Source organism: Bifidobacterium gallicum DSM 20093 = LMG 11596 (genome assembly GCF_000741205.1).
In the GTDB taxonomy this organism is placed as follows: Bacteria; Actinomycetota; Actinomycetes; order Actinomycetales; family Bifidobacteriaceae; genus Bifidobacterium; species Bifidobacterium gallicum.
The window spans coordinates 304,825-327,839 of the sequence record NZ_JGYW01000002.1 but is presented as its reverse complement, the minus strand read 5'-3'; the positions used below and the strand labels follow the sequence as shown (position 1 = coordinate 327,839).

The window sequence follows — 23,015 nt, the reverse complement described above, 5'->3', positions numbered from 1 at the left end:
CGCCGCGCAAACTTGCGCAAGGTCCCCCGAACTTCCCCGAACTTCCCCGAACTTCCCCGAACTTCCCCGAACTTCCCCGAACTTCCCCGAACTTCCCCGAACTTCCCCAAGCTCCCGCGACCTTCCGCAATCCCCTCCCCACCCCAGGGATGATGTGCACAAAACCGCACATCATCCCTGTTCGTTGTTCTGTGATTGTCGTGCCCGCAAGGCCCCTTCTGTTACACGCGTGTTTCGGGCGCCCGCACAACCCAACCCCCCGCAAACAGCTCTCTCACTTGATATCGCGCGGACTTGTCGAGCCGGTGAGCTGCACACGACATGGTGTGCCGTTTTTCTGTTAGGTTGTTGCTGTTCTGATTTTCCGCACCCCATGCCAATGATTCCCTGATTCACATGTTCGCCTGCGGTTGTTGCGTTCCGTAACATTTCGTAACGTTGCGTAACGTTCTGCAGTGTCGGATTTGGTGGTCGGTCTGGTGTTTGATCTTGACGGATGCGGTGAGCAGACGGCAAGAAGAGAACAACCCAGAAGAAGAGTTCCTATGGAGAAGTTTTTCCATCTCAAGGAGAACGGCACCACAGTCCCGCGCGAAGTGATGGCGGGTCTGACGACGTTCTTCGCCATGGCGTATATCATCGTCGTCAATCCGCAGATTCTTACTCAGACCGGTATGCCTTGGGGTGGCGTGTTCCTCGCCACGATCATCGCATCGATCATCGGCACGCTCGTCATGGGCTTGTTCGCCAACGTGCCGTACGCCCAGGCTCCGGGCATGGGCCTGAACGCGTTCTTCACCTACACCGTGTGCTTCGGCCTTGGGTTCACTTGGCAGGAAGCGCTGGCCATGGTGTTCCTGTGCGGCTGCATCAACATCCTGATCACGATCACCAAGGTGCGCAAGATGATCATCCGCGCCATTCCTGAGCCATTGCAGCACGCTATCGGCGGCGGTATCGGCCTGTTTGTGGCGTACGTGGGCCTGCTGAACGTCGGCTTCATCAACTTCACGACGAAGGATCCCGACTCGGCCAGCCATGGTCTGGCCACGGCCGCCACGCCCGGACTTGCCGCGATCAACAATCCGACGCTGTGGCTGTTCCTGATCGGTTTGCTTGTGGTGATCGTGCTGACCGTGCTCAAGGTGCGCGGCGGCATGTTGATTGCCATCATCGCCACGACGATCATCGGCATCCCGATGGGCCTGACGACGATGAGCAACTCGGTTGGCCTGGGCGAAATGTTCGGCCAGCTGCCGACCACGTTCGGCGCGCTGTTCACGGGCGAAGGCTTCGGCTCGCTGTTCGGCAACCCCGCTCGCATTCCGCTCGTGCTCGTCACGATCTTCGCGTTCTCGATGTCCGACACGTTCGACACGCTCGGCACGTTCATCGGCACGGGCCGTCGCACGGGCATCTTCTCGAAGGCCGACGAAGAGTCCGTCGAGAACGGTTCCGGTTTCAAGACGAAGATGGACAAGGCGCTGTTCGCCGATTCCGTCGCCACCTCGATCGGCTCGATTTTCGGTACGTCGAACACGACGACGTTCGTGGAGTCCTCGGCTGGTATCGCCGCTGGCGGCCGCACTGGCTTGACTTCCGTGACCGTCGCCTGCTGCTTCGCGCTTTCCGTGCTGTTCGCGCCGCTCGTCTCGGCGATTCCGGGTGCCGCCACGGCTGGCGTGCTCGTGGTTGTGGGCTGCATGATGGCAGCCTCGCTCAAGGATGTGGCTTGGAACGACATCACTGAAGCCATCCCCGCGTTCTTCGCGGCCGTGTTCATGGCGTTCGCCTACTCGATTTCGTATGGCATCGCGTTCGGCTTCATCACCTACTGCATCGTCATGGTCTGCAAGAAGAAGGCTCGCGAGGTTCATCCGATGGTCTGGATTGTTGCGGCCCTGTTCATTCTTGATTTTATTTGTATGGCTGCATTAAGCTGACATGGCTCAACAAGAAGCCCCTTATGCCAACCGAGGCGTAAGGGGCTTCTTGTTCGTTGTGGCGCGTGGCTCACTTGCCGCTTTGTGCTTGCTGCATCTGCTTGACCACATCCTTGAGCCAGGTTTCCATGTTCTTGTATTGGCTGGGCATCTGTTCGGTCAAATCCACGACGGGCACATTGCCCGAATCGGCTGCGGCGATCAGACGGTCGCTCATCGCGCTCGGTTCTTGCGAATTCGTGATCAGCATGTCCACATCGCCGTTCTTGAGCATCGTCTCAAATTCGTTCAAGTCGCTGGCCGTCGGTTCGCTCTCGTTGGCTGCGGCCTGCTTGTAACCTTGCGGTGTCTTGTCGGTCAAGCCCATTTGCTCAGCCAGGTAATCGCCCACGGATTCCACGGCGGCATACGTATTGTTGTGGTCGTCCTTGGCCACTTCGGCCACGGCCAGTGTCAACTCGTTCTCTTCGTTCTGCCAGTCCTCGTGCAGCTTCTCGAAGTCGGCCTTGTTGGCCGGGTCGAGCTTTTCGTATTCGGCCGTCAGTGCGTCGGCGGTCTTTTGGCGCACCTGCGCCGAGAACCACACATGCGGGTTGTCGCCCGTCTTCTTGCCGCCTTCTTCTGCGGCGTTGATCACGTCGCCCTTGCAGTTCTTCGCGGCTTTGACGGCCCATTCGTCGTAACCCGCGCCGTTGACGATGGCGATCTGGGCGTTCTCGATTTTGACGATGTCGTTGGTGGTCGGCTCATAGTCGTGTGCGTCAGTGGACGTGTTGTTCAGGATTGTTGTCACGTTCACATGGTCGCCGCCCAGATCCTTGGCTAACGCGCCCCACTGGTTGCTGACGGCCACCACATTGATCACGTCATTCTTGGATGAGGCGTGGTTGGAGGATTGTGAACCTGAACCGCAGGCGCTGGCTCCCGCCAGCAGTGTTATGGCGGCAATGGCCGCCGTGATAGCGCGCATAGTGTGCTTCATTGGTGTTCCTTCTGTTTCGCTAGGTGTTGTTGTACCCACATGACTACGCATAACCACGCATGGCCGCGCATGACCGGCGCATGACCGGCGCATGACCACGCCGCGTCATACGCGCCCTGTGGGTGTCCATGAACGGCCATGCTTGGGGTCATGGGTGCCATGAGTAGCCTTACGTAGCCTTGCGTGGCCTTGAATCGGAGGCGAGGCGGGCGAGGCGTGCTCACTGGCGCTTTGGTGTTGTGTTCGTACGATACCGCGAATCGCAATTGATAATGATTATCAGTATGCTGTAGGGACAATTTGCGCCGCTGTCTCAAGTGCCGACGTGCGACACGCCGAAGAGGACCCTTCGTCGGACGCAACCGTTAGATTATTCGGCTGTACACCAAAGACCGTTGGTTTGGAGTTCGCAAGAATTCCACGAAGGTGCAACGCCAACGCAGGGATACTGAGGAACACGTCTGCCTAGCAGATGGTTGAGGGATGCTCTGCGTGATGCGCAGGGCTTTTTTTAGTTTGTGCTCGTTTCGCCTGGTCAACGGCCGATCTAGGAAGGAACGCCATGAAGAGGCCCGAAAAGGAAGTGGTGGTTGCTGAGCTTACGGAACTGTTCCGTAATGCTGATGCTATCTACCTCACCGAGTACCGCGGGCTTACCGTTCCGCAGATTTCCGATCTGCGTGAAAAGCTAGGCCGCGATACTTCCTACACCGTGGCAAAGAACACGCTGTTCCGCATTGCAGCGAAGGAAGCCGGCATCGAAGGCCTGGACGACCTGCTCAAGGGTCCGTCCGCTGTGGTTTTCGTCAAGGGTGACTTCATTGACGCTGCGAAGACTCTGCGTGACTTCGCCAAGACGAACAAGGCCCTAATCATCAAGGGCGGTTTCGCAGATGGAACCGTTTACGATGCCGAGGGTGCCAAGCAGCTTGCAGACCTCAAGTCTCGTCCGGAACTGCTTGCCGAATTTGCTGGCGACATCAAGGCCAGCATGGCCAAGGCCGCTTACCTGTTCAACGCGCTGCCCACGAAGGCTGTTCGCACTATCGATGCGCTGCGTGAAAAGCAGGAGAAGGCCGCCTGATTCCATCGCGGGTATCCGCGCGGGAATCCGGTCAATCCGGAAAAACAAAAAACAGTTTGTAGGCGCTGTGCACATACCGCGCCAAGATTGAAAGGAAGCCATAATGGCTAAGTTCACCCAGGATGAGCTGCTCGAAGCTTTCGGTGAGATGACCCTCGTTGAGCTCTCTGAGTTCGTCAAGGCCTTCGAAGAGAAGTTCGACGTTGAGGCTGCCGCTCCGGTCGCCGCTGTTGCCGCCGCTCCGGGCGCTGCTGCTCCGGCTGAGGAAGAGAAGGATGAGTTCGACGTCATCCTCTCCGCCGTTGGCGACAAGAAGATCCAGGTTATCAAGGCTGTCCGTGGCATCACCAGCCTGGGCCTCGCTGAGGCTAAGGCCCTCGTGGACGGCGCTCCGAAGCCGGTTCTCGAGCACGCCAAGAAGGAAGACGCCGAGAAGGCCAAGGCTCAGCTCGAAGAAGCTGGCGCCACCGTCGAGCTCAAGTGATTTGCGCGGCTTAAGCCGCAAACCACAAGCATTCCGAAGACCCCGGAACCCCAAAGTTGCGGGGTCTTCCCGTATCTCACCCCTCACTGCACCCTCTCTCTTCCGCTCTCTTTTTTTTCTCTCTCTCTTTCTTTCCCCACTCTTTCTTTCCTTTATTTCCCCTCTTTCCTTTCCTATTTCCGCTCCATTTCCTCTATTTCTTCCCTTCATCGTTTCCTCGTCTCCTCGTTTCCTCGTCTCCCCGTTTCCTTTGTATCTCTTGTCTCTCTTATTTCCCACTTCTTTCCGCTCTTTCCGTCCCTCAATCCTTCCCGTCACATCTGGACGCAATCCATAGCCCGCTGTACCAAGCTGATACAAGCAGCCCCCATCCCCAGGGCGAAACCGCATCTCTCTTTACCGGTCTGGTCAGGAGAACTACACTTCCCGCCCTAAAACTGCGTCTCTCCTGACCGGTCTGGTCAGGAGAACTACACTTCCGGGCTAAGAACTGCGTCTCTCCTGACCGGTCTGGTCAGGAGAACTACACTTCCCGCCCTAAAACTGCATCTTTCCTTACCAGCCTGGTCAGGAAAACTACATTTCCGAGCCCGACACTGCATCTTTCCTAACCAGCCTGGTCAGGGGGATTGCACTTTCTGTTCCAGAACCGCGTCTTTCCGTACCAGTGTGGTCAGGAAAACTACACTTCCGGACTCAACACCGTCTTTTTCCTTACGGGGCCGGTGGGAGGAAACGCATTTGCGGTCGAATTCGTAACCTGTGGTATCGGGCCGGTACACACGATCCATATCTACAGAACGAAAACGCATCTTTCCTTACCAGTGTGGTCAGGCAAACTACATTGCTGAGCCACAAACTGTACCTTTCCTGACCGGGGTGGTCAGCGGGATTGCATTTTTCGTCCCGAAGCTGCGTCTTTCCTGACCAAGCTGGTCAGGGGGATGGCACTTTCTGGCTCAGCGATGCATCTTTTCTGACCAAGCTGGTCAGGGGACTGCGTTTGGGGTTGAATTTGGGGATTGGTTGGACTGGGGTGGTGGGGAAAGCATGTCTGATCGGGAAGCGTGCCTCGGCTGGGGATGGTGGAAGGGGAGATGAGTGGAATCGGTGCGTGGGCACGTCTGTTGTAGAGTGGAACGGCGTTTCGCTATGGATACAACGGAACCGGGCTATACGCTAAACTTGGCTGTAAGTGTCGCAAATCGACTGTAATACTGAATCGTTACTTGCACATGTGGGCCATAGTGATGATGGAACCCATGCGGGCATCAGCCGGTGATGACGAGTGAAAGCATGACGGGAAAGGAAGGCCACTGCGATGAAGTGGGTTATTCGCGTGGACGGAGCGGAAGTCGCCGAGGTACAACCCGGAACCTCCGTGGAAATTGGAAGGAAACCCATTCGACCGCTTGCTGATGATGGCACCGTGCGCGTTGAAATTCCCGATGCCACACGCTCCATGTCGAAACGTCATGCCACGTTCAGCGTTTCTGAGGATGGCAAAGCGTCACTGCGTGATTTGAAGTCCACGAACGGCACCTATATTGTGCGCGAGGATGGCGAACTGCTGCGTCTGCCTGAATATGCCAATATCGCATTGCCGGACGATCCGATGCGCATGCAGCTGGGCGACGTGCCCATGGTGTTCGCATCAGTGGAAGATGACGACACGAATGAGGATATGCCTGTAGCCAACCTCTTCGACTATGCGTTTGATGATGCCCGTCCCAAAGAGAATGTGGAAATGTCGGTGGACGACATTCTCAATCTGCGCGCGGGCGAGCCTACTGACATTTTCAATGCGAGCACGGTGCGCGCTCGCGCTACACAGTTGCGTCAGGCCGAACAGCAGACGTTTGTGCCATTTGAGGCTCCGATCAACCCGTTGCCGCTGGCTGAACTGGATGAAGCATCGGGCACGGAACGCAATACGCGTGATCTGTTCGCTGATGCTCAAGACATCGCATCAGGCAAACTAGAAGAGCCGCAAATCCAGCAATCGCTCGTGCAGCCCGAACCAGACCCGCAGCCGCAGACCGGCGAACGTATGGTGTCTATCGAAGAGCTCGCTTCGGCACGCATTGTGCCTACGGAAGACTTGGAACAAGCCGCACAGAGTAGCGAACCTGAGCCAGCGGTTGAACCGCAGCCGGAAGAGATGCCTGCACATGTGGATGTGTCGGCTTCTGTGGTGTTTAGCAATCCGGAGGCGGTGGCCCAGCCTGTGGTGCAGCCTGAAGACGTTGATGAAGATTCTGCGCCAGCTACTGCAGAGACTGAGGTGGAAGCTGATAACGTTGAGCAGGTTTCGCAGCCTGAGCCTCAAAACGTTACGGACCAGCCACAGGCGGATGAAGAGCTTCAGGAGTCGAACGGAAATACTGATAATGCTGCGGAAATAGATGAACAATACGCAAGATTCCAGCGTCCGCAAGACGAGCAAACGGCTGTAGAGCTGGAAGAAACGCAGGCATTCACGCCGGTGTTTGAACCCGGATCAGTGTTCGAACGCGTGGCGAACGGAGAGTTTGCCCAGCGCGAGCAGCTCGTGGAAGCCGGCGGATTCACGTCGGACGACGCGCGACTGTCCGATGATTTCCGCGAGCAGCACGATATGGCTTGCTACGCCGAACTATTGCCGTTCCTGGCGATGAACCCGTATTTGTACGATGATCTGTACGAGTGGCTCGCTGAACAGGGCGACGCGGATGTGGACGCGGCGTTGAGTAACAACAAAGGCTATGAAGACTATCGCCATGCGGTAGGGAAGTGAGCGCAGATGACTGACGAGCGGACTTCTCAAAACGATTCCCTCAATCGTCTTACGGTGTGGCGTGACGATTACAAGGCTGACTTGGCCCCCTCTCCGTTGGAAGACGTGGAGCAGTTGGGCGCCAAACTTGACCTGACCCACGCGCATCCTTCGGGCATTTCCCAACTGTTTGCGAAGGGAAGCGCGCCATTGCACTCGCTGTTCCGTGACGGCGGCATGCTGCGAGCGGCGGCGCGGCGTGTGGAGCGCGTGCTCGACGACCAAGGTGCCAAGAAGAGCATGAGCGGCATCGCCGAACTGTCGTTGATTGTGGGCGTGGGAACGTGGAAGGGCAACCAGATGCCGATTCTGCTGTATCCCGTGGAAGTTGTGCGCGACGGCAACCCAGTGGAGAACCATACGACGATTTCGTTTACGGGCCGCGTGCGGCTGAACGCGTCGTTTGTGGCGCTGATGCGCGAACAAGGCGTGAACCTTGACGAGAACGCGTTGTTTGACGGCTCGAATTATGAGAGCGGGACTCCTGAAACAGCATCGGTGTTCGCTGTGATTACGAACGCTGTGCGGCAGGTGTTTGCCGATTTCTCAATCGAGCGCCAGATTGTGATGGGCTGCTTCCTTGACCCGGCCACGCAAGTCATGGTCGAAAGCCAGATGCTGATTGACGAGCTGAACCAAGGCCCCACGGGCAATACGGCGCTCGACGCGCTGGCCGGATATGCTCAGGCGCGCGAGCAGCTCGAGCACCAGACGATGCCGTCATTCAGCCCGTTTGATGGCGATCCGCATGCCGAATATGAAGTGGGCGATGTGGATAACACCGTGCGCTATGCCTCGAACATGGTGGCGGCCGGGCATTCGCTGTTTGTGGATGGCACGCTCGTGAGCGACACGGCCGACCAGGCGGCGGCAATTGCGTCGCGCTGCATCATGGCTGGAAAGTCGGTGCTGTATGTGCCGGGCGTGACTGAACAAAAACGCCGGTTCGTGCATGCGATGCGCGCCAACGAGCTCGAAGGCGCGTTGCTTGATGTGGCTGATCCCAAGTCGAACAAGGCCATTGACCATCAGCTCATTGAAGCCGTGGGCTTGCAACAAGGCGTGGCGTCTTCACGTTTTGAACAGTTGTCTGATGAGCTCGTGGGCGTGCGTGCGCGTCTGACGCGATATTTGGGTGATTTGCACGGCACGAACGGGACGTGGAATGTGTCGGCGTACCAGACCATTCAGAATCTCGCCAAGATTGCTGATTTGCCGACGCATCCTTCCACGCATGTGCGGTTGTCGAAGGAAGTGGCGTTGGCCATTGGCAAGGATTTGCCTGCATGGGGACGCAAACTGCAGCGTGCTGGAGAACTTGGTGAATACACGATTGAAGCCAAGGACACACCGTGGTACAAAGCCTCGATTTTCAATGAGGACGAAGCCATTGCGGCATATCAGCGTGTGTCAGACATGTTGCTCAAGCTGTTGCCGGCTACGCGCGAACAAGTGACGGCCGTTGTGCACAAATGCGGATTCCCTGTGCCGAACACGGCCATGGAGTGGGGACGCCAGATTACGGTGCTCAAGAATTTGCGCCGCGTGCTCGACGTGTTCCAGGCGGAAATCTTTGAGCGTGACATCGACTCGATGATTGAAGCGACCAAGCCCAAGGCCGAACGCAAGAGCGACGGCAGCACCATGGGTTATTGGGAACGCCGCCGCCATGTCAAGGAAGCCAAAAGCCTGCTGCGCCCGGGTGCCCAAGTGGAGAACCTGCATGAGGCGCTGCTCGTCGTGGAACGTCAGGCCGCACAGTGGCGTACGTTTGTGCCTCATGGCGGTTGGCCCGTGTTGCCGCCGCATTTGGATGAAATCATTACGACGCAGAGTGATTTGGCCAGCAACATCACGGCTCTCGATATGGTGCTTTCCACCACGCCTGATGGTGGTGACTTGGAATCGCGTGATTTCAATGCAGTCGAAGCCCGGCTCAAAGCTTTGTATGACGACAAGATCGCTCTTGATACGTTGCCGGAACGCAGCGTTGTGGAGCGCGAACTGACACAAGCCGGATTGTCTGATTTGGTTGACGATTTGCGTCATCGCCATGTGGCTTTAGACGCTGTGGACGATGAGCTCAAACTGGCATGGTGGATGACCGTGTTCGATGACATCGTGCATTCATCACCGATTATTTCGAACCAGGATGGATCGGTGTTGCAGCAGGCTGCTGAACGCTTTGTGCAGGTTGATACCGAGCATGTGCGCTCCGTGGGTCCGATGATCATGCAGGAGTCGATGCGCCGACTGTGCGATTTGTTGTTTGCACGCACGCAAGAAGCCAATATGCTGCATACGGCATTGGCGAGCGCCGCTACGATTCCGTTGGGCCGCCTGCATCATGACCATCCGCAGATTTTGGCTGCTGCCAAGCCTGTGATTATGGCGACCCCTGCCACATTGGCCGCGGTGACTAATCCGGTGCCGATTGCCGATGTCGTGATTGTGGATGCGGCGGCGCATTTGCAGTCCGTGTTGCTGTTGGGCATTCTGAGCCGTGCGCGGCAGGTTGTGGTGTTGGCTCATCGCCAGACGATTACGTCGGAAGGTGTCCAGCGTCTGGCCGACATGTTGCCGAGCGTTGTGGTACCGTCACGTCCAACGCGTCGTGATCCACGTGTCAACACGTTCCTGGAGCGTGAAGGCTATGGCGAGGTCAATCGCGATGCCGTGCGCGAGACAGTGCAGGGCACGACGCGTTACCATCGCGTGGATGGCACGGGCGTGCCGCTGATTGCTTCAGGATTGGTGGAATCAAGCCAACCTGAGATCGACAAGGTCATTGAGATCATCAAGGACCGTGCCAAGTTGTTCACGTTTGTGCCGTCGAGCTATTTGCTGACCGTCGTCACGTTGACGCCGACGTTCCGTGTGCGCCTGGGGGCTGAGCTCAAGGCGTTGGCTGCGCGGGATGAGGCCATGGGACGGTTCTTGCGTCATGTGCGCATTGTGGACATTGTGGATGTTGCCGGAGCCAGTGCCACCGATGTGATTGTGAGCATGAGCTATGCCAAAACCTCGCATGGCCGGTTGCTGCAGCAGTTCAGTTCGATTGAGCATGAAGGCGGCAAGGGCATGCTGCTCGATGCGTTGGCGCTGTCTGACCATTCCATTGACATTGTCAGTGCGTTTGGCACTGAGGATTTGGATGATGAGCGTTTGCATCAGGAAGGTCCGCGTATGCTCAAGCGTCTGCTGGCTTGGGCTGAACAGCTTGACGATACCGAAGTGATCCGCCCGCAGGTGGAGGGTCATGGCGACAACGTGCTGTTCAACGATCTGGCCAAGCGTGTGCGTACGCGCGGTCTGAATGTGGCGGTCAATTATGGCTACGATGGTGGCTTGCGCATTCCGATGGTCGTAGGCTTACCGGACCGTCCGTTCGCATTGGCATTGCTGACCGATGACGGACAGTTCATGGGCATCGAATCCACGCGTGAGCGCAACCGCATCCTGTTGCAGGATTTGGAACGCTTGGGCTGGAGCGTGATGACCGTATGGAGTGTGGGCGCATTCGTCAACCCCGAGAAGGAAGTTGATCGTATTGTGGCCCGTTTTGGCGATTTGTACCAGGAGCGCACCAAGTGAGTGATCCAACAGACAATCCGCATGAGTACAGCGCCACGCGTCGCACACCGCGCCAACATCGGCGCGTGGTTCGTCAAGGTACGGAACGTTTTGATGCCGACGGTGTCAAGCTTGAACCTTCCGATGTGATGACCCCGCGCCAGCGTGACGCCGACGATGATCAGCGCATTCTCAACGAACTGCCACCGCATTGGGCCGTGTTCAACGAGCGCGGCCGCTGATTGATGGCAACGCTCGCTGATTCGGACGCTTGCGTGAGTGCGGCACCCTGACTAATCCATTTGGCTGAGTTAGCCTCGATCGCATGGCTAACTCGACCCACCTACTTAGTTTGGCGGGTCTGTTGCATTTGGCTAGTTGAGCTGGCCTGTTGAGACTGGCCTTCCCCGTTAGCGTGGCTAGCCGGGTTGTTGCGGCTCCATAGCCACAATTGGTGTGTGCTCCTGCATTGTGATGACGTGTAACGCCTCTTTGGCTTCCATGGCCATGGGCACACCGTGTTCGCCCATCGGCCCCATCACGACGGCTTTTGGGCTGAGCGTGCAGACTGAAAACGTGTTGTTGCTAGCCTGATCGCCACCACTGGCCGTGCCGCCCTGCGAACCGGCGGCGTTAACATCAGCGCCGTTGCACGGCTGCGCGCAAACAAGCGATACCACCGTGCCAGGCAGCATCAGTGGCGGCGTACCAGCGCCTGTACTTGTGCCTGTGTCTGTGCCTGTTCCTGCGTTGGCAACAGTATCGCTCGTGTAATCCGTGTTTTCGGGCGTAGCAGCAGCGGCAGCATTGCTTTGGGCTGCACTGGCCCCAGTCAGCGCTTGGGAGCGGCTGGCCAGTTGCACATCCACAATCGTTTGCCCGGCTTGCAGCACGGGCTGTTGTGCCACCATGTCCAGGAACACCACGGAGCCGGCGGTGATGGTGAACTGTGCAATATGGTTGCTGACCAGTTGCAGATCATCCGCCGCATCGGCCCAAGGCGTAGTGGAACCGGCACTGTCGGTTGCCGGAAATTGCTGATATTGCACATCCGTGGCGCCAATCACACTGCCACGTTCAATGGTGTGGCGCGCCACCACTACTTGCCGTGTGGCATGCAAACCCATTACCGCGCCCAACACGACATACACGAGCAGCGCCACTCCCACACACAATGCGAATCGGCGCAACATATGGGCGCGGCGGCGTGATTGGGCGCCCGAAGCATGTGTGCATGCACCGCCTGCGGGGCCGCTGCGGTGTGGGCCCGTATGGCGGTTCGGGCCTGGCTGTGCAGTATGAAACAAGCTCATCATGACATCCATGATGAGCTTGTTGTGTAGTTAAAATCCAGTTCCCTCGACCAATGTGGAGAACACAAACGCCGGTCCCGGCTGATGTGGATAACTCATGTCCAGTCCGGCAAGCAAGTGCGACAACAGTCGCGTTTGAACGGTGTTTGTAATCAGTGCTTGCCGCTGTCGGTGCGGTAGAAGCCTGATCCCTTGAATGAGATTGGTACTGCGGAAAAGACCTTGATCACCGTTTCTTGTGCGCACTTGGGGCATACGGTGATGGCTGGGTCGTCAAATGACTGGTGTTCAGTGAAGTCGTAGCCGCACTGCTTGCAGCGGTAATGGTAGGTAGGCATGTATCCTCCAAGAAAACTGTGAATGCGTGTATCACATAAAAGTTGAAGTCGCGGCGGGACTGCGCATACTGTCATGCGCCTCAATCCCACGCTCCAATCCTATGCTGTGGCTTGACAGCTGTTCATATGCCGCCCGATGAGACGTGGCCGACCTCTTCCAACTTCGCACACAGGGCAGCCATTACGGCAACCACTATGCGTGGCACAATGGTGCTTGTGCGATTCCTGCAACGATTGTTCCGTACCGTGTTCCAAGCCAATCCAGCGGCAAGCCCAGAAACGCTGTTGATGCCAGCGTCCATTGAAGCCCCGGACGGCGCCGTTCCCATTCGTTTGCGGCCGCTTATTGAAGAAGACGAATACGAGTGGAGCCAAGTGCGGGCCGTCAATACGGATTGGCTGGGACCATGGGAGTCCACTGATCCCGAACATGGTGCCAATCTGACGTTTGCCCAGTGGATTGCCCGTCAACGGGCTGAGGAATGTGCGGGAACAGGCATCATTTTCGCTATTGAGTACCAAGGGGTTATTGTCGGGCAGATTTCATTGGGTGCCGTATCGTTCGGTGCGTTGCGTTCCGGCATTGTGGGGTATTGGGTTGATCACCGCTACGCAGGCCACGGTTTTGCGCCGTTGGCCGTGACGATGTTGGCCGATTGGGCAATGTTTGCTCCCGTGGGCCCGCATTTGCACCGTTTGGGAATTGACATATTGCCATCGAATCACCGTTCGCGTCGCGTGGTTGAAAAAGTGCAGGCCACCTATGAGGGTGTGCGACGCGCATACATGTATATCAATGGTGTGTGGGAAGACCATGAATCCTATGCGATAGTGGCTCAGGACGCCCCTGAAGGATTCACCAAACGCTTGTTGGAGCGCTCGAACAGCACGCCACCGCAGTGACACGCGCGGATTTTGTTCACTGCGTTCCCAGAATGTCTTTCTATCCTTTATTCTTATGGACTATGAGCTACGAATCACTAAGCACCGTCATAGTCTTGGTGATAGTGGCCATTGTCATGATGATTTGGCTGCCGAGACGTACCGAAAAAGGCATGAAACAGGTACTCAAGCATCGCGAGGATAAGTACTCGGCCTCTCTGCATCTGATTGATGCGAACAGTGGCACCACGTTCTCCGATGAACATACACCTGTGTCGAAAGGGGCGATTATGCCGAGCACGCAGACCACACCGGTCCGGGACCGTGAGTATGTGGCGAAAGTCAGGGCTGCGCGTAAAGCCGCCATTCATCGGCGTCGTATTCTCGTCAGTACTCTGCTGGCCGTCACCATTCTGGTGCTGCTGCTGGCTGTCGTATTCCATTTCAGCATGCTCTATGCGTTGATTCCAGGCGTGTTGTTGGCCGTCGTGCTCGCTTTGGGTGCGCACGCTTCGAAGCAGGCCAAGGCATGGGAGGCCAAACAGGCCCAGCGCAACCGGGCCGTGCTTGAAGCGGCCCGCAAGACGCAGCAGCGCAAGGATGCTCGTGAACGTCGCGAACGCCAGGAACGTCAGGGTCACGCTGACGCCAGCCGTCCTGTAGGTGCGCAAGCGTCTCAAGCGTCTCAAGCGGCAAGCCCAACCGATGTGCTCGATCAGCGCGAGATTCGTCGCGCGCTGCGTGACTCGCGTGAACTGCAGCAGCAAAGCAAAGCCGCTCAGCGTGCGCATGATGAGCAGCGTTTGCGCGAAGAACAGCTGCGGTTGCAGCAACAGCAGGCGTTGGCGCAGCAGGAAGACGAGTTGCGTCGCGCCCAGGAAGACCATACGGTGCAGCAAGACGCGGCCGTTGAAGCTGCCCATGCCGATTTGGTTGTCAAGCACATTGGCAACGCGGGCTTGGGGCCACGCGCTGCAGCACCTGCGCAGCACGCAAGCCGCCAAGAGCTCATTTCGTTCTCGTTCGACGCTTCGCAAGAAGAATCGCAATCCGTGCCAGCTGATGCCGTGGAAAGCTTGGAGATCAAGTCGATGCGCCAAGTCGCGAAGGCTGTACCGGTGCAATCCGCTCAGGAGCACCACGAGCCAGCCACACTACGAGATGCGCAGCAACACGATGTGGAACACTCCGCACCGCGCAATGAGGCTGCGCGTTCAGCCGCTTCGGCCACCCAGCAAGCCGATGTGGAACCGATTGACCATATTGCGATTCAAGTGGAATTGGACCGTCAATCAACGCCATCAACCACGCAGGTGCAGCCAGTGGCTGTCTCCAGGCGCACCCATGCGGCCAGCGTGCCGGCTGCGCATGCGGCTGTCAATGATTCCAACGCGTTCCACCGTAGCGAGAGCAGCTCGAGTGTCGACGCGCCTGACGCCACGGACGAGTCGCTCGGCATCAATCTCGACAGCATTCTTGCGCGACGTGGCAACTGATCTGCGCGAGTAATACTTACATACTTCTCTCAATTACGCCCCGCACTGCTGAACCGGCAGTGCGGGGCGTTGTTCATGCGTGGCCATCCGCATCGCTACCCCAACTTTGTATGACAATTGTAATGATTTAGTCAAAATTGTTATGAATACCGCATTATGTGCTCTAGGATAGTGCATTGGACGGGGGTAGTGCGCCATGGGTTATTGCAAGGCTCCGTTCAGGAGCCGCCAATGGGGCAACCGCAGAAATACAGAGAAAAGAAGAACGTCGAACGTTACGCGACGATACGAGAAAGGATACGGAGCACCCGAATGAAGAAACGGTTTGCATCTGCTGTGGGCGTAGTGTCTGCAATCGCAACGTTGTTGGGCGCCACTGCAGTCACCTCTACAGCACAGGAGGTCCCGTCGCTCGACGACCTTATCACCACATCATATGATTCCCAGAACGGCAACGGCATGACGTTCGAAAAGGTCAGCCACCCCACAAAGGGGCTGTCCACCACGGACGGCGTCGTTGACTATGTGGGCGACGGCAAGATCGACGTGCTGGCCGACGGTGAAGGCGACCGCGGACAGTCATACAGCTATGCGGCACAGTCCGAAGGGGACTGGGTCTACATTGGCACGATGTACGGCGGCCTTGGCGTGAACTCAATCCTGAACTCGGGATTGGGTGGCCTGGGCCTGTCGAAGGAAGCCGCGTCGGCACTTATTGACGCGATGTATGCGGGCCACATGTACAAGGGCGAGCCGGACGGCAAGAGCGCCGGCGGCGTGCTGTTCAAGTTCAATGTGAAGACTGGCGAAACGAAGATCCTCATGTCGCAAAGCGAGGGCATCGAGGGCGGCAAGGGTATCATCCCCACGTTCCGCAGCGCATACAAGATGAACGGCAAAATCTACTTTGTCGGCATGATCATGGACACGAACAACACGGAACTCACCCCGATCGAGATCCAGACGGCCATGGCCATGCAGAACGGTTTCCCGTGCGTTTACGAAGTCGACCCGAACAACGGCGACAAGCTCACGCGCGTCTACGACAGCGTTGACGTCAACGGATTCCGTCAGCTCGTCAACAACCGAGTGTTCACCTCAACGCGTGCCATCGGCTCGTTTGGCGACACGCTGATCGCCGGCGACATCAAGCCGACGGCCGACGGCGGCAACGCGTCGCTCGTCGCCTCGAGGACGCCCGAGGACCCGAACTCGTGGACGACGATCGCCGACATGACGACGTTCGACAACCTGCCTGCCGTGAAGCGTTCCGACGTCAATGGTGGCGGCGGTATTTACCAGGTGCAGGAATACAACGGCAAGCTTTATGTGGTCATCTGCACGGGTTCCGCCGACACGCAGGACGAGAAGACGGGAACCAAGCGTTCGTTCGCCATTTACGTGGGCGAGAACCACGGCAGCGCCACGAACGCCGCCGATTGGTCGTGGCGTCTGCTGGCTGGCGACACCGCGAAGGGTGCCAAGTACTTCTACGGCCTCGATCCCGAGCGCGTGGCCGCTGGCGCCTGCACATTGCAGGTCTACGGCGACTACCTCTACATCGGCGACTACAACGATGTATCGAGCGCACTGCAGGGCTTTGCCACGCACCAGGAGTTCGTGACGCAGGCCACGAACCTCAAGCAGTCGATCAACCTGTACCGTATGAGCCCGGACGAGCAGATTGAAATGCTCGTGGGCGATGCCACGGCGCAGTTCCCTGAAGGCGGCTCCACGGGTCTGGGCAGCGGTTTTGACAACCATATGAACCAGTACACGTGGCAAACGGCCGTGCACGAAGGCAAGATGTATCTGTCGACGATGAACACGACGACACTGCTCGAGCCGATGGCCCAGTTCACCAATGGCGACATCCTGCACATGAGCAAGCAGGAGTGGATGACGACGCTTAATGCGGCCCGCACGTTCCTTGAGATCATCCTCAAGCAGTCGGCCAGGCCCGCCACGCTGAACGGTGGCGCGTTCTATTCGCTGCGCAGCCGTGATGCGCGCCCGTCAACCGACGATCCGCAAGCGCTCGTCGATTGGGCTCTGAAGCGTGCCCAGCAGAACGCTGGCGCCACGGACGGCGCGGCAAATGGCCCGACGATGTTCTCACTGCGTCCGTCCACGAACGAATCCGATGCCGAATCGGTGACGTTGAGCGATGATCAGCGCGCCAAGCTCGTCGAAGGCATCAAGGACGGCAGCATTGTGCCCGACAGCCTCGATGATGCCGCAGTGGCCCAGGACCTGTACCGTTTGAACGATGCCATGGCCAAGCTCGCCGCATCGCTCGAAGACACGGCGTCCCAGGATTTTGCCGACGCTTACGCCGAGCTTGTTGGTCTGTTCGACAAGATCAAGAACATCCCTGCCGCCTTGCGCACGCTGATTAACGCGCTGCTCAAGTTCGCCACGGTCAGCAACTTCAAGGCGTTCTTCGAATCGCTGCCGTATCTGAAGGATTCGAAGCGCGGCTTCAACCTGTTTGAAATCACCGATAACGGCAGCGCGGGCGTGACTGTGAACACCGTGTCGGACAACGGTTTCGGCGATCCGTTCAACCACGGTCTGCGCATCTTCGCTCCGACAGATGACTATCTGCTGATTGGTACGGCCAACCCGTTCTACGGCACGCAGCTGTGGCGTGTGTCGAACAAGCAGTTTGCTGTGCGCGTGGATGCCACGGCTGGCGGTACGGCCAGCGCTGATCCCGCAACGGCTGTGACGCCGGGTGAGACTGTGCAGCTGACGGCCACTGCTGATGACGGCTACCAGTTCACGGGATGGAACGTGATCAAGGGCGACATTGATATCGCCGAAGACAACACGTTCGTGATGCCGGGCAGCTCGGTGCGCGTGGAGGCCCAGTTCGAGGCCGTCTCGCCAGAGCCGGTTGACCCGTCCGATCCGTCCGACCCGGACAACCCGGGCGCTCCGGGAGATTCCGGTGACCACGGCGCGTCGACCGATCCTGCGGCTGACGTTCAAACAGGTTCGTCTGCGGGCGCCCCGTTGGCTTCAACGGGTGCATCCATTGTCGGTGTGTGCATCGCTGCCGGTACGGCTGCGCTGCTCGCCCTCGGACTCATCCTGGCACGTCGCCGCCGCGCCTGAGAGCGCGCTCAAGAGCGCGCCTGAGAAATCAGGCTGGCAGTGATGCCCAACGCACCCGCGTCGCCTGAGTGGCCCGCGGGTTGCGTTGGGCGGTTGATGTGCGTCAACAGCGACGTGCCGAACGGCTGGCACTCACCACAGCCGTTCACCACAAGGGGTTACGGTTTGCGGATTCGTCCGCGTGCCGTAACCCCTTCGTGTGTTGGGGAGCGCGGAATCCCGCGTGTTCTCTGACGGCTTTAGCACTCGAATTGGCAGAGTGCTAAAAGACGCGCTAGGATAGACGACTAGCGCACAGGCGACGCGGGCGAAGTGATCGTCAGCCTCTTGGTCGGCGGTGTCCTCGCGCGGCAATTGTTCATCTGAAGAACTTAGGAGGCTCAAGGTGTCGATTCCTCTTACACCGTTGGAAGACAAGATCATCGTCAAGCAGGCTGAGGCCGAGACGCAGACTTCGTCGGGTCTGTACATCCCCGACAACGCCAAGGAGAAGCCGCAGCAGGGTGAAGTTCTGGCTGTAGGCCCGGGCCGTCGCGACGACAAGGGCGAGCGCATCCCCGTCGACGTCAAGGAAGGCGACCGCATTCTCTTCTCCAAGTATGGTGGCACTGAAGTGCACTACGAGGGTGAGGATTACCTGATCGTCGCCGCCCGCGACGTGCTCGCCATCCTGCACTGAGCTTGAAGGACGCTCGGGGCTGCTTGTGAGCTGCTCGCGAGCGTTCCGCGCAACTGTTTGCGTAAGGAAGCCGGCCGCAAGGTCGGCTTCTTGCGTTTGCGGCCCCACCCTGCCGCTCCCAGGCGGCTTTCCGGAACGTCATCGTTGCGCTCTTATATCGATTCCACTGCGCTCTGCCTCGCTCCCGGTGCACTCCTAGAGCGCTTGCGTACCGCTCATGTTTGCGGGAATCCGCTGCGCTTGCATCTGCCATTCCGCTGTGGTTGCGCTACTGGATTGCATTGTTATTTCTCTGCAAACCCACACATACGCATCCACCCTTCGCCAGCGCATCCGATGCTGCCATGCCTTGTAGTTCACGCGTTTTCACCTGACTTGTAAAGCTTTCGTAACTGCGACACGCCGAAACTTGCCAGAGTCGGGGGTTGCGTGGCATACTAGCCAAGTTGCCGGTTGAGGGGTGAAAACCTCGCAGCCTACGACACTGGCGGATTTCCCAAGCGGTCAAAGGGAACTGACTGTAAATCAGTCGCTTCGTGCTTCAGTGGTTCGAATCCACTATCCGCCACGCCTCGATAGCTCAGTGGTAGAGCACTTCCTTGGTAAGGAAGAGGTCGTGAGTCCAATTCTCACTCGAGGCTCTCTGGCGGGATAGCTCAGCTGGCTAGAGCGTACGACTCATAATCGTAAGGTCAAGAGTTCGAGTCTCTTTCTCGCTACAAGGTCCGGAACAATCCGGAAAACACACATTACACAAGAGGTGAATTCAATGGCAAGCAAGAGCGCCGACATCCGTCCAGGCATCACGCTGGCATGCACCGAGTGCAAGGAACGTAACTACATCACTACGAAGAACCGTCGTAACACGCCGGATCGTCTTGAGCTGAAGAAGTTCTGCTCCCGCTGCAAGAAGCAGACGCTGCACCGCGAGACTCGTTGATTCGCACAAGCGTCACAGTTACAGTTTCACGCTGTAATGTTTACTGACTTCGAAACCCGACCACAAGGTCGGGTTTTTTGTTAGTCTGGGGAGCCATGACTGCAAATATTTCATTCGCTCAAATCACCACGATGGGTGTGGGCGGTTTCATTGCCGATTTCCGTGAACCAATGACGCGTGTGGACGTCATTGAATGCGTGCAGGAGGCGGATTCGAAAGGGATGCCGCTGTGCATCGTTGGCGGCGGCTCCAACATTCTCGCTTCGGGTGACATGTTCAACGGCATCGTCGTGCGTGACGCACGTCGTCTGATCACTGTGCCCGACGAAGCGACGCCGGTGGCCGATGCTGCTGACCGCACCGTGCATGTGCAGGCCGAGGCCGGCTGCAACTGGGATGATCTTGTGCAACACACGGTTGAACTCAAGCTCGAAGGTTTGGAAGGCCTGTCCGGCATTCCAGGCACCGTGGGCGCCAGCGTGGTGCAAAACATTGGCGCGTATGGCCAGGAAGTTGGCACGAGCGTTGAGAGTGTTGAGGTGTGGGATCGTCAGTCCAAGCAATGCGTTGAGTTGGGGCATGATGATCTGCAGTTCGGCTACCGCGACTCGCTGCTCAAACGTTCAATGTTCCAGGCTCCGGGCGTGCCGGCGAGCACGTTCTATCCGTCGCCGCGGTACGTGGTGCTGTCCGTCACGTTTGCGTTACGCCACAGCGCGGAAGGCACGGTGAACTTCTCGCAGCTGGCCAAAGCGTTGGGTGTTGAGATGGGTGCGCGCATGCCGCTGGACGCCATCCGTTTGGCCGTGCTCAACGTGCGCGGCTCCAAGGGCATGCTTGAGGATGCCACACGGTATCGTGAGCCGGCTATGCAGGCGATGAAGAAACCCGCCAACGTTGAGGCCGCCATCGAGTTGCAGCATCGTCAGGTGGACACGTTCGGTTCGGATGATGAACAGCAGGCTGTGGCCGAGGATACGGTCGTGGGCCGGGGAGGGCTGTCCGACCGTCACAGCTGCGGCAGTTTCTTCATGAATCCTGTGGTCAGCGCAGACGTTGCGGCCACGCTGCCTGCCGACGCGCCGCGCTTTCCCGCGCACGATGCCGATGGCACGCCAGGTGTCAAACTGTCGGCCGCGTGGCTCATTGACCACGCGGGCTTTCACAAGGGGTTTGCGCTGTCCGACGACGCGCAGGCCGCGCTTTCGTCACTGCATACGCTTGCGCTGACGAACCGCGGCGGCGCCACGTCCGACGACATGCTCGCTTTGGCCCGCGCCATCCGCGACGGCGTGCGCACGACCTACGGCATCACGCTGATTCCCGAACCCGTGTTCGTGAACTGTTCATTGGACTGACCGCTGGCTCTCATGCGTCACTGCGGTCTCAACTGAATGGTTTTTCTTGATTTCCGCATATGCCACAATCGCCCACAAACCCCCGTCATGCTCACGATGTGAACGCCGACGGGGGTGTGTTCTTCCATTGGCGAACGAGGGTACAGCTGCAATACATAGCTCTTCTAGAATCGTAAAACACTTCGCGGCCGATGCCCCACAAGGGATGATGGACGCCATTCATGAGTAAGTCACCTCAATCTCGATGTTGAGGGAAGAAGAGCGAAATGCAGATTTTCCGTACCAAATCAGTAGAACAAACTCTGGCTGAAACCGAAGAAAGCGGTCATAGCCTCAAACGTACTTTAGGCTGGTGGGATCTGGCCGTGATGGGCGTCGCCGTCGCAGTCGGCGCCGGCATTTTCTCCGTCGGCGCCCAAGCCGCGGCATTCCACGCAGGTCCTTCGGTGATCCTGAGCTTCATCATCGCAGGCATCGTGTGTGGCGCCGCTGTCTTGTGTTATGCCGAATTCGCATCGATGCTGCCTGTGGCAGGATCGGCCTACACGTTCACCTATGCCACGCTCGGCGAAGTGCTCGCATGGATCATCGGATGGGATTTGATTTTGGAGATGCTGATGGCTGCATCAGTCATCTCGAAGTATTGGGGCGTCTACCTTAATGACTTCCTGCATCTGATGGGCGTGAACTTCAACTCAAACGTCACCATCGGCTCATTCCATATCGATATCGCACCAATCGTGATCGTCGCATTCTTCACGACGCTGCTCGTGCTGGGCACGCAGATTGGCGCTCGCGTGGACGGCGCCATGACAATCCTGAAAATCGCCGTCGTGCTGTTTGTGGTCGTTGCCGGCTTCTTCTACGTGAAGGCCGAAAACTTCGTACCGTTCATTCCGCCGGCACAAGCGGCAGCCGACACCACAGCAAACACGATGATGGAACCGCTGTGGCAGTGGGCCACTGGTATGACGCCTTCGTCGTATGGCATTCCAGGCATTCTGTCGGGCGCGGCCCTTGTGTTCTTCGCGTTCATCGGATTTGACGTCGTCGCCACCACGTCGGAAGAAACCAAGAACCCGAAGCGCAATGTGCCGCTTGGCATCATGGTCGGCATCGCGCTCGTGATTGTGCTCTATGTGCTCGTCGCCGTGGTGACCACGGGCATGGTGTCATACAAGCAACTCGCCTCCGTGGAAAGCCCGTCGCTGGCCACAGCGTTCGAACTTGTGGGAGCCGACTGGGCGGCCAAGATCATCAGCTTCGGCATTGTGCTCGGTTTGGCCACGGTCATCATGGTGCTGCTGCTGGGCTTGGCGCGTGTGGTGTTCGCGATGAGCCGCGACAACCTGCTGCCACGCGGCCTGTCGAAAACGGGCAAGCATGGCACGCCTGCACGCTTGCAGATCCTCGCGGGCGTCATTGTCGCGATTGTGGCAGCCTGCTTCAACATTGATGTGCTGTCTGACATGGTCAACATCGGCACGCTGTCCGCATTCACGCTCGTTGCGATCGCCATCCCGGTGATGCGCAAGAAGCGCCCCGATTTGCCGCGCGCCTTCAAGATTCCGGGCAATCCCGTCGTGCCGATTCTTGTGGCGTTGGCCAACTTGTGGCTCATGTTCAACCTGACTGTGCTCACATGGATCCGCTTTGTGGTGTGGCTTGCAGCCGGCTTGGCGATTTATGCAGTGTACGGATACAGCCATTCACGCCTCGGCACGGGTGAACTCGAGCGTGAGCTCAAAGCCAAGAAAGATGCGCAATTGCAAGCATCATCATCTGGCGATGTGGCGCTCGTGGCATCCGTGCGCGCCAATGTGTCCGGTCCCAAACGTGGCGAAACGTCCGGTGTGTCGCCTGTGCGTGAGCATGCGCATGGTACTGAACCGGCCGTTGTCAAAGCGGCCCATCTGGCTCCAGACCAGTCGCCTGTCATAGCGCAGGCCGCAGAAGTCGACTGATTGGGCCGTAGTTCAAGCTTGTTGCCTCGATCCGCAGGTACGGA

Annotated in this window: 16 protein-coding genes and 3 tRNA genes; 16 read left to right on the top strand and 3 right to left on the bottom strand. The window is 58.0% G+C overall.

Annotated elements, in window-relative coordinates:
* Positions 1–545 precede the first annotated feature (545 nt).
* A complete protein-coding gene (locus BGLCM_RS02210) occupies positions 546–1,943 on the top strand; it encodes an NCS2 family permease (protein WP_006295323.1) in 1,398 nt (465 codons plus the stop codon).
* 70 nt (positions 1,944–2,013) lie between these two features.
* Here the strand turns inward: BGLCM_RS02210 and BGLCM_RS02205 are convergent, their stop codons facing one another.
* Positions 2,014–2,925, bottom strand: a complete 912-nt coding sequence (locus tag BGLCM_RS02205; protein WP_006295322.1) for a metal ABC transporter solute-binding protein, Zn/Mn family — start codon at positions 2,923–2,925, stop codon at positions 2,014–2,016.
* A gap of 562 nt (positions 2,926–3,487) precedes the next feature.
* Between BGLCM_RS02205 and rplJ the strand changes: the two genes are divergently transcribed.
* The 5 genes from rplJ to BGLCM_RS02180 all read left to right on the top strand — a co-directional run bounded on the left by rplJ (position 3,488) and on the right by BGLCM_RS02180 (position 11,123).
* Positions 3,488–4,009, top strand: a complete 522-nt coding sequence (rplJ, locus tag BGLCM_RS02200) for a 50S ribosomal protein L10 (protein ID WP_044084515.1) — start codon at positions 3,488–3,490, stop codon at positions 4,007–4,009.
* A 103-nt stretch (positions 4,010–4,112) separates the two neighbouring features.
* Positions 4,113–4,493 (top strand): 50S ribosomal protein L7/L12, encoded by a 381-nt coding sequence (gene rplL, locus BGLCM_RS02195; protein WP_006295319.1) that lies wholly within the window; start codon positions 4,113–4,115, stop codon positions 4,491–4,493.
* Positions 4,494–5,814: 1,321 nt separating this feature from the next.
* Complete coding sequence (locus BGLCM_RS02190) at positions 5,815–7,269, top strand: variant leucine-rich repeat-containing protein (RefSeq protein ID WP_006295315.1); 1,455 nt, start codon at positions 5,815–5,817, stop codon at positions 7,267–7,269.
* Between the two features lie 6 nt (positions 7,270–7,275).
* Positions 7,276–10,902 carry a hypothetical protein gene (locus BGLCM_RS02185; protein ID WP_006295314.1) on the top strand — a complete coding sequence of 1,209 codons (3,627 nt, stop codon included), beginning with the start codon at positions 7,276–7,278 and terminating at the stop codon, positions 10,900–10,902.
* A complete protein-coding gene (locus tag BGLCM_RS02180; protein ID WP_044084514.1) occupies positions 10,899–11,123 on the top strand; it encodes a hypothetical protein in 225 nt (74 codons plus the stop codon). The genes BGLCM_RS02185 and BGLCM_RS02180 overlap by 4 nt, the downstream gene beginning before the upstream one ends.
* A 177-nt stretch (positions 11,124–11,300) precedes the next feature.
* On the opposite strand, the gene BGLCM_RS02175 is transcribed toward BGLCM_RS02180, so the two are convergent.
* The gene (locus BGLCM_RS02175; protein ID WP_160268312.1) at positions 11,301–12,197 is read right to left on the bottom strand and encodes an SAF domain-containing protein; all 897 of its coding nucleotides are present in this window, start codon (positions 12,195–12,197) and stop codon (positions 11,301–11,303) included.
* 149 nt (positions 12,198–12,346) lie between these two features.
* Positions 12,347–12,532 (bottom strand): FmdB family zinc ribbon protein, encoded by a 186-nt coding sequence (locus BGLCM_RS02170; protein WP_044084512.1) that lies wholly within the window; start codon positions 12,530–12,532, stop codon positions 12,347–12,349.
* Between the two features lie 195 nt (positions 12,533–12,727).
* On the opposite strand from BGLCM_RS02170, the gene BGLCM_RS02165 reads away from it, so the two are divergent.
* The 10 genes from BGLCM_RS02165 (at position 12,728) to BGLCM_RS02120 (ending at position 22,971) form a co-directional block, all read left to right on the top strand.
* Positions 12,728–13,435 carry a GNAT family N-acetyltransferase gene (locus BGLCM_RS02165; RefSeq protein WP_420796140.1) on the top strand — a complete coding sequence of 236 codons (708 nt, stop codon included), beginning with the start codon at positions 12,728–12,730 and terminating at the stop codon, positions 13,433–13,435.
* 152 nt (positions 13,436–13,587) lie between these two features.
* A complete protein-coding gene (locus BGLCM_RS02160) occupies positions 13,588–14,910 on the top strand; it encodes a hypothetical protein (RefSeq protein ID WP_152593181.1) in 1,323 nt (440 codons plus the stop codon).
* A gap of 312 nt (positions 14,911–15,222) precedes the next feature.
* On the top strand, positions 15,223–18,030 hold the full coding sequence (locus BGLCM_RS02155; protein WP_044084511.1) for an InlB B-repeat-containing protein: 2,808 nt from the start codon (positions 15,223–15,225) through the stop codon (positions 18,028–18,030).
* 385 nt (positions 18,031–18,415) lie between these two features.
* Positions 18,416–18,709 carry a co-chaperone GroES gene (groES, locus tag BGLCM_RS02150; protein WP_044084510.1) on the top strand — a complete coding sequence of 98 codons (294 nt, stop codon included), beginning with the start codon at positions 18,416–18,418 and terminating at the stop codon, positions 18,707–18,709.
* A 486-nt stretch (positions 18,710–19,195) separates the two neighbouring features.
* A tRNA-Tyr gene (locus BGLCM_RS02145) sits at positions 19,196–19,277 on the top strand.
* A gap of 1 nt (position 19,278) precedes the next feature.
* A tRNA-Thr gene (locus BGLCM_RS02140) sits at positions 19,279–19,350 on the top strand.
* A gap of 4 nt (positions 19,351–19,354) precedes the next feature.
* Positions 19,355–19,428 (top strand) — tRNA-Met (locus tag BGLCM_RS02135).
* Between the two features lie 50 nt (positions 19,429–19,478).
* Positions 19,479–19,649, top strand: a complete 171-nt coding sequence (gene rpmG, locus BGLCM_RS02130; RefSeq protein ID WP_006295304.1) for a 50S ribosomal protein L33 — start codon at positions 19,479–19,481, stop codon at positions 19,647–19,649.
* Positions 19,650–19,744: 95 nt separating this feature from the next.
* Positions 19,745–21,007 (top strand): FAD-binding protein, encoded by a 1,263-nt coding sequence (locus BGLCM_RS02125; protein WP_006295303.1) that lies wholly within the window; start codon positions 19,745–19,747, stop codon positions 21,005–21,007.
* Positions 21,008–21,273: 266 nt separating this feature from the next.
* Positions 21,274–22,971, top strand: coding sequence for an APC family permease (locus BGLCM_RS02120; RefSeq protein WP_006295301.1), 1,698 nt, complete (start codon positions 21,274–21,276; stop codon positions 22,969–22,971).
* The last annotated feature ends 44 nt before the right edge of the window (positions 22,972–23,015 follow it).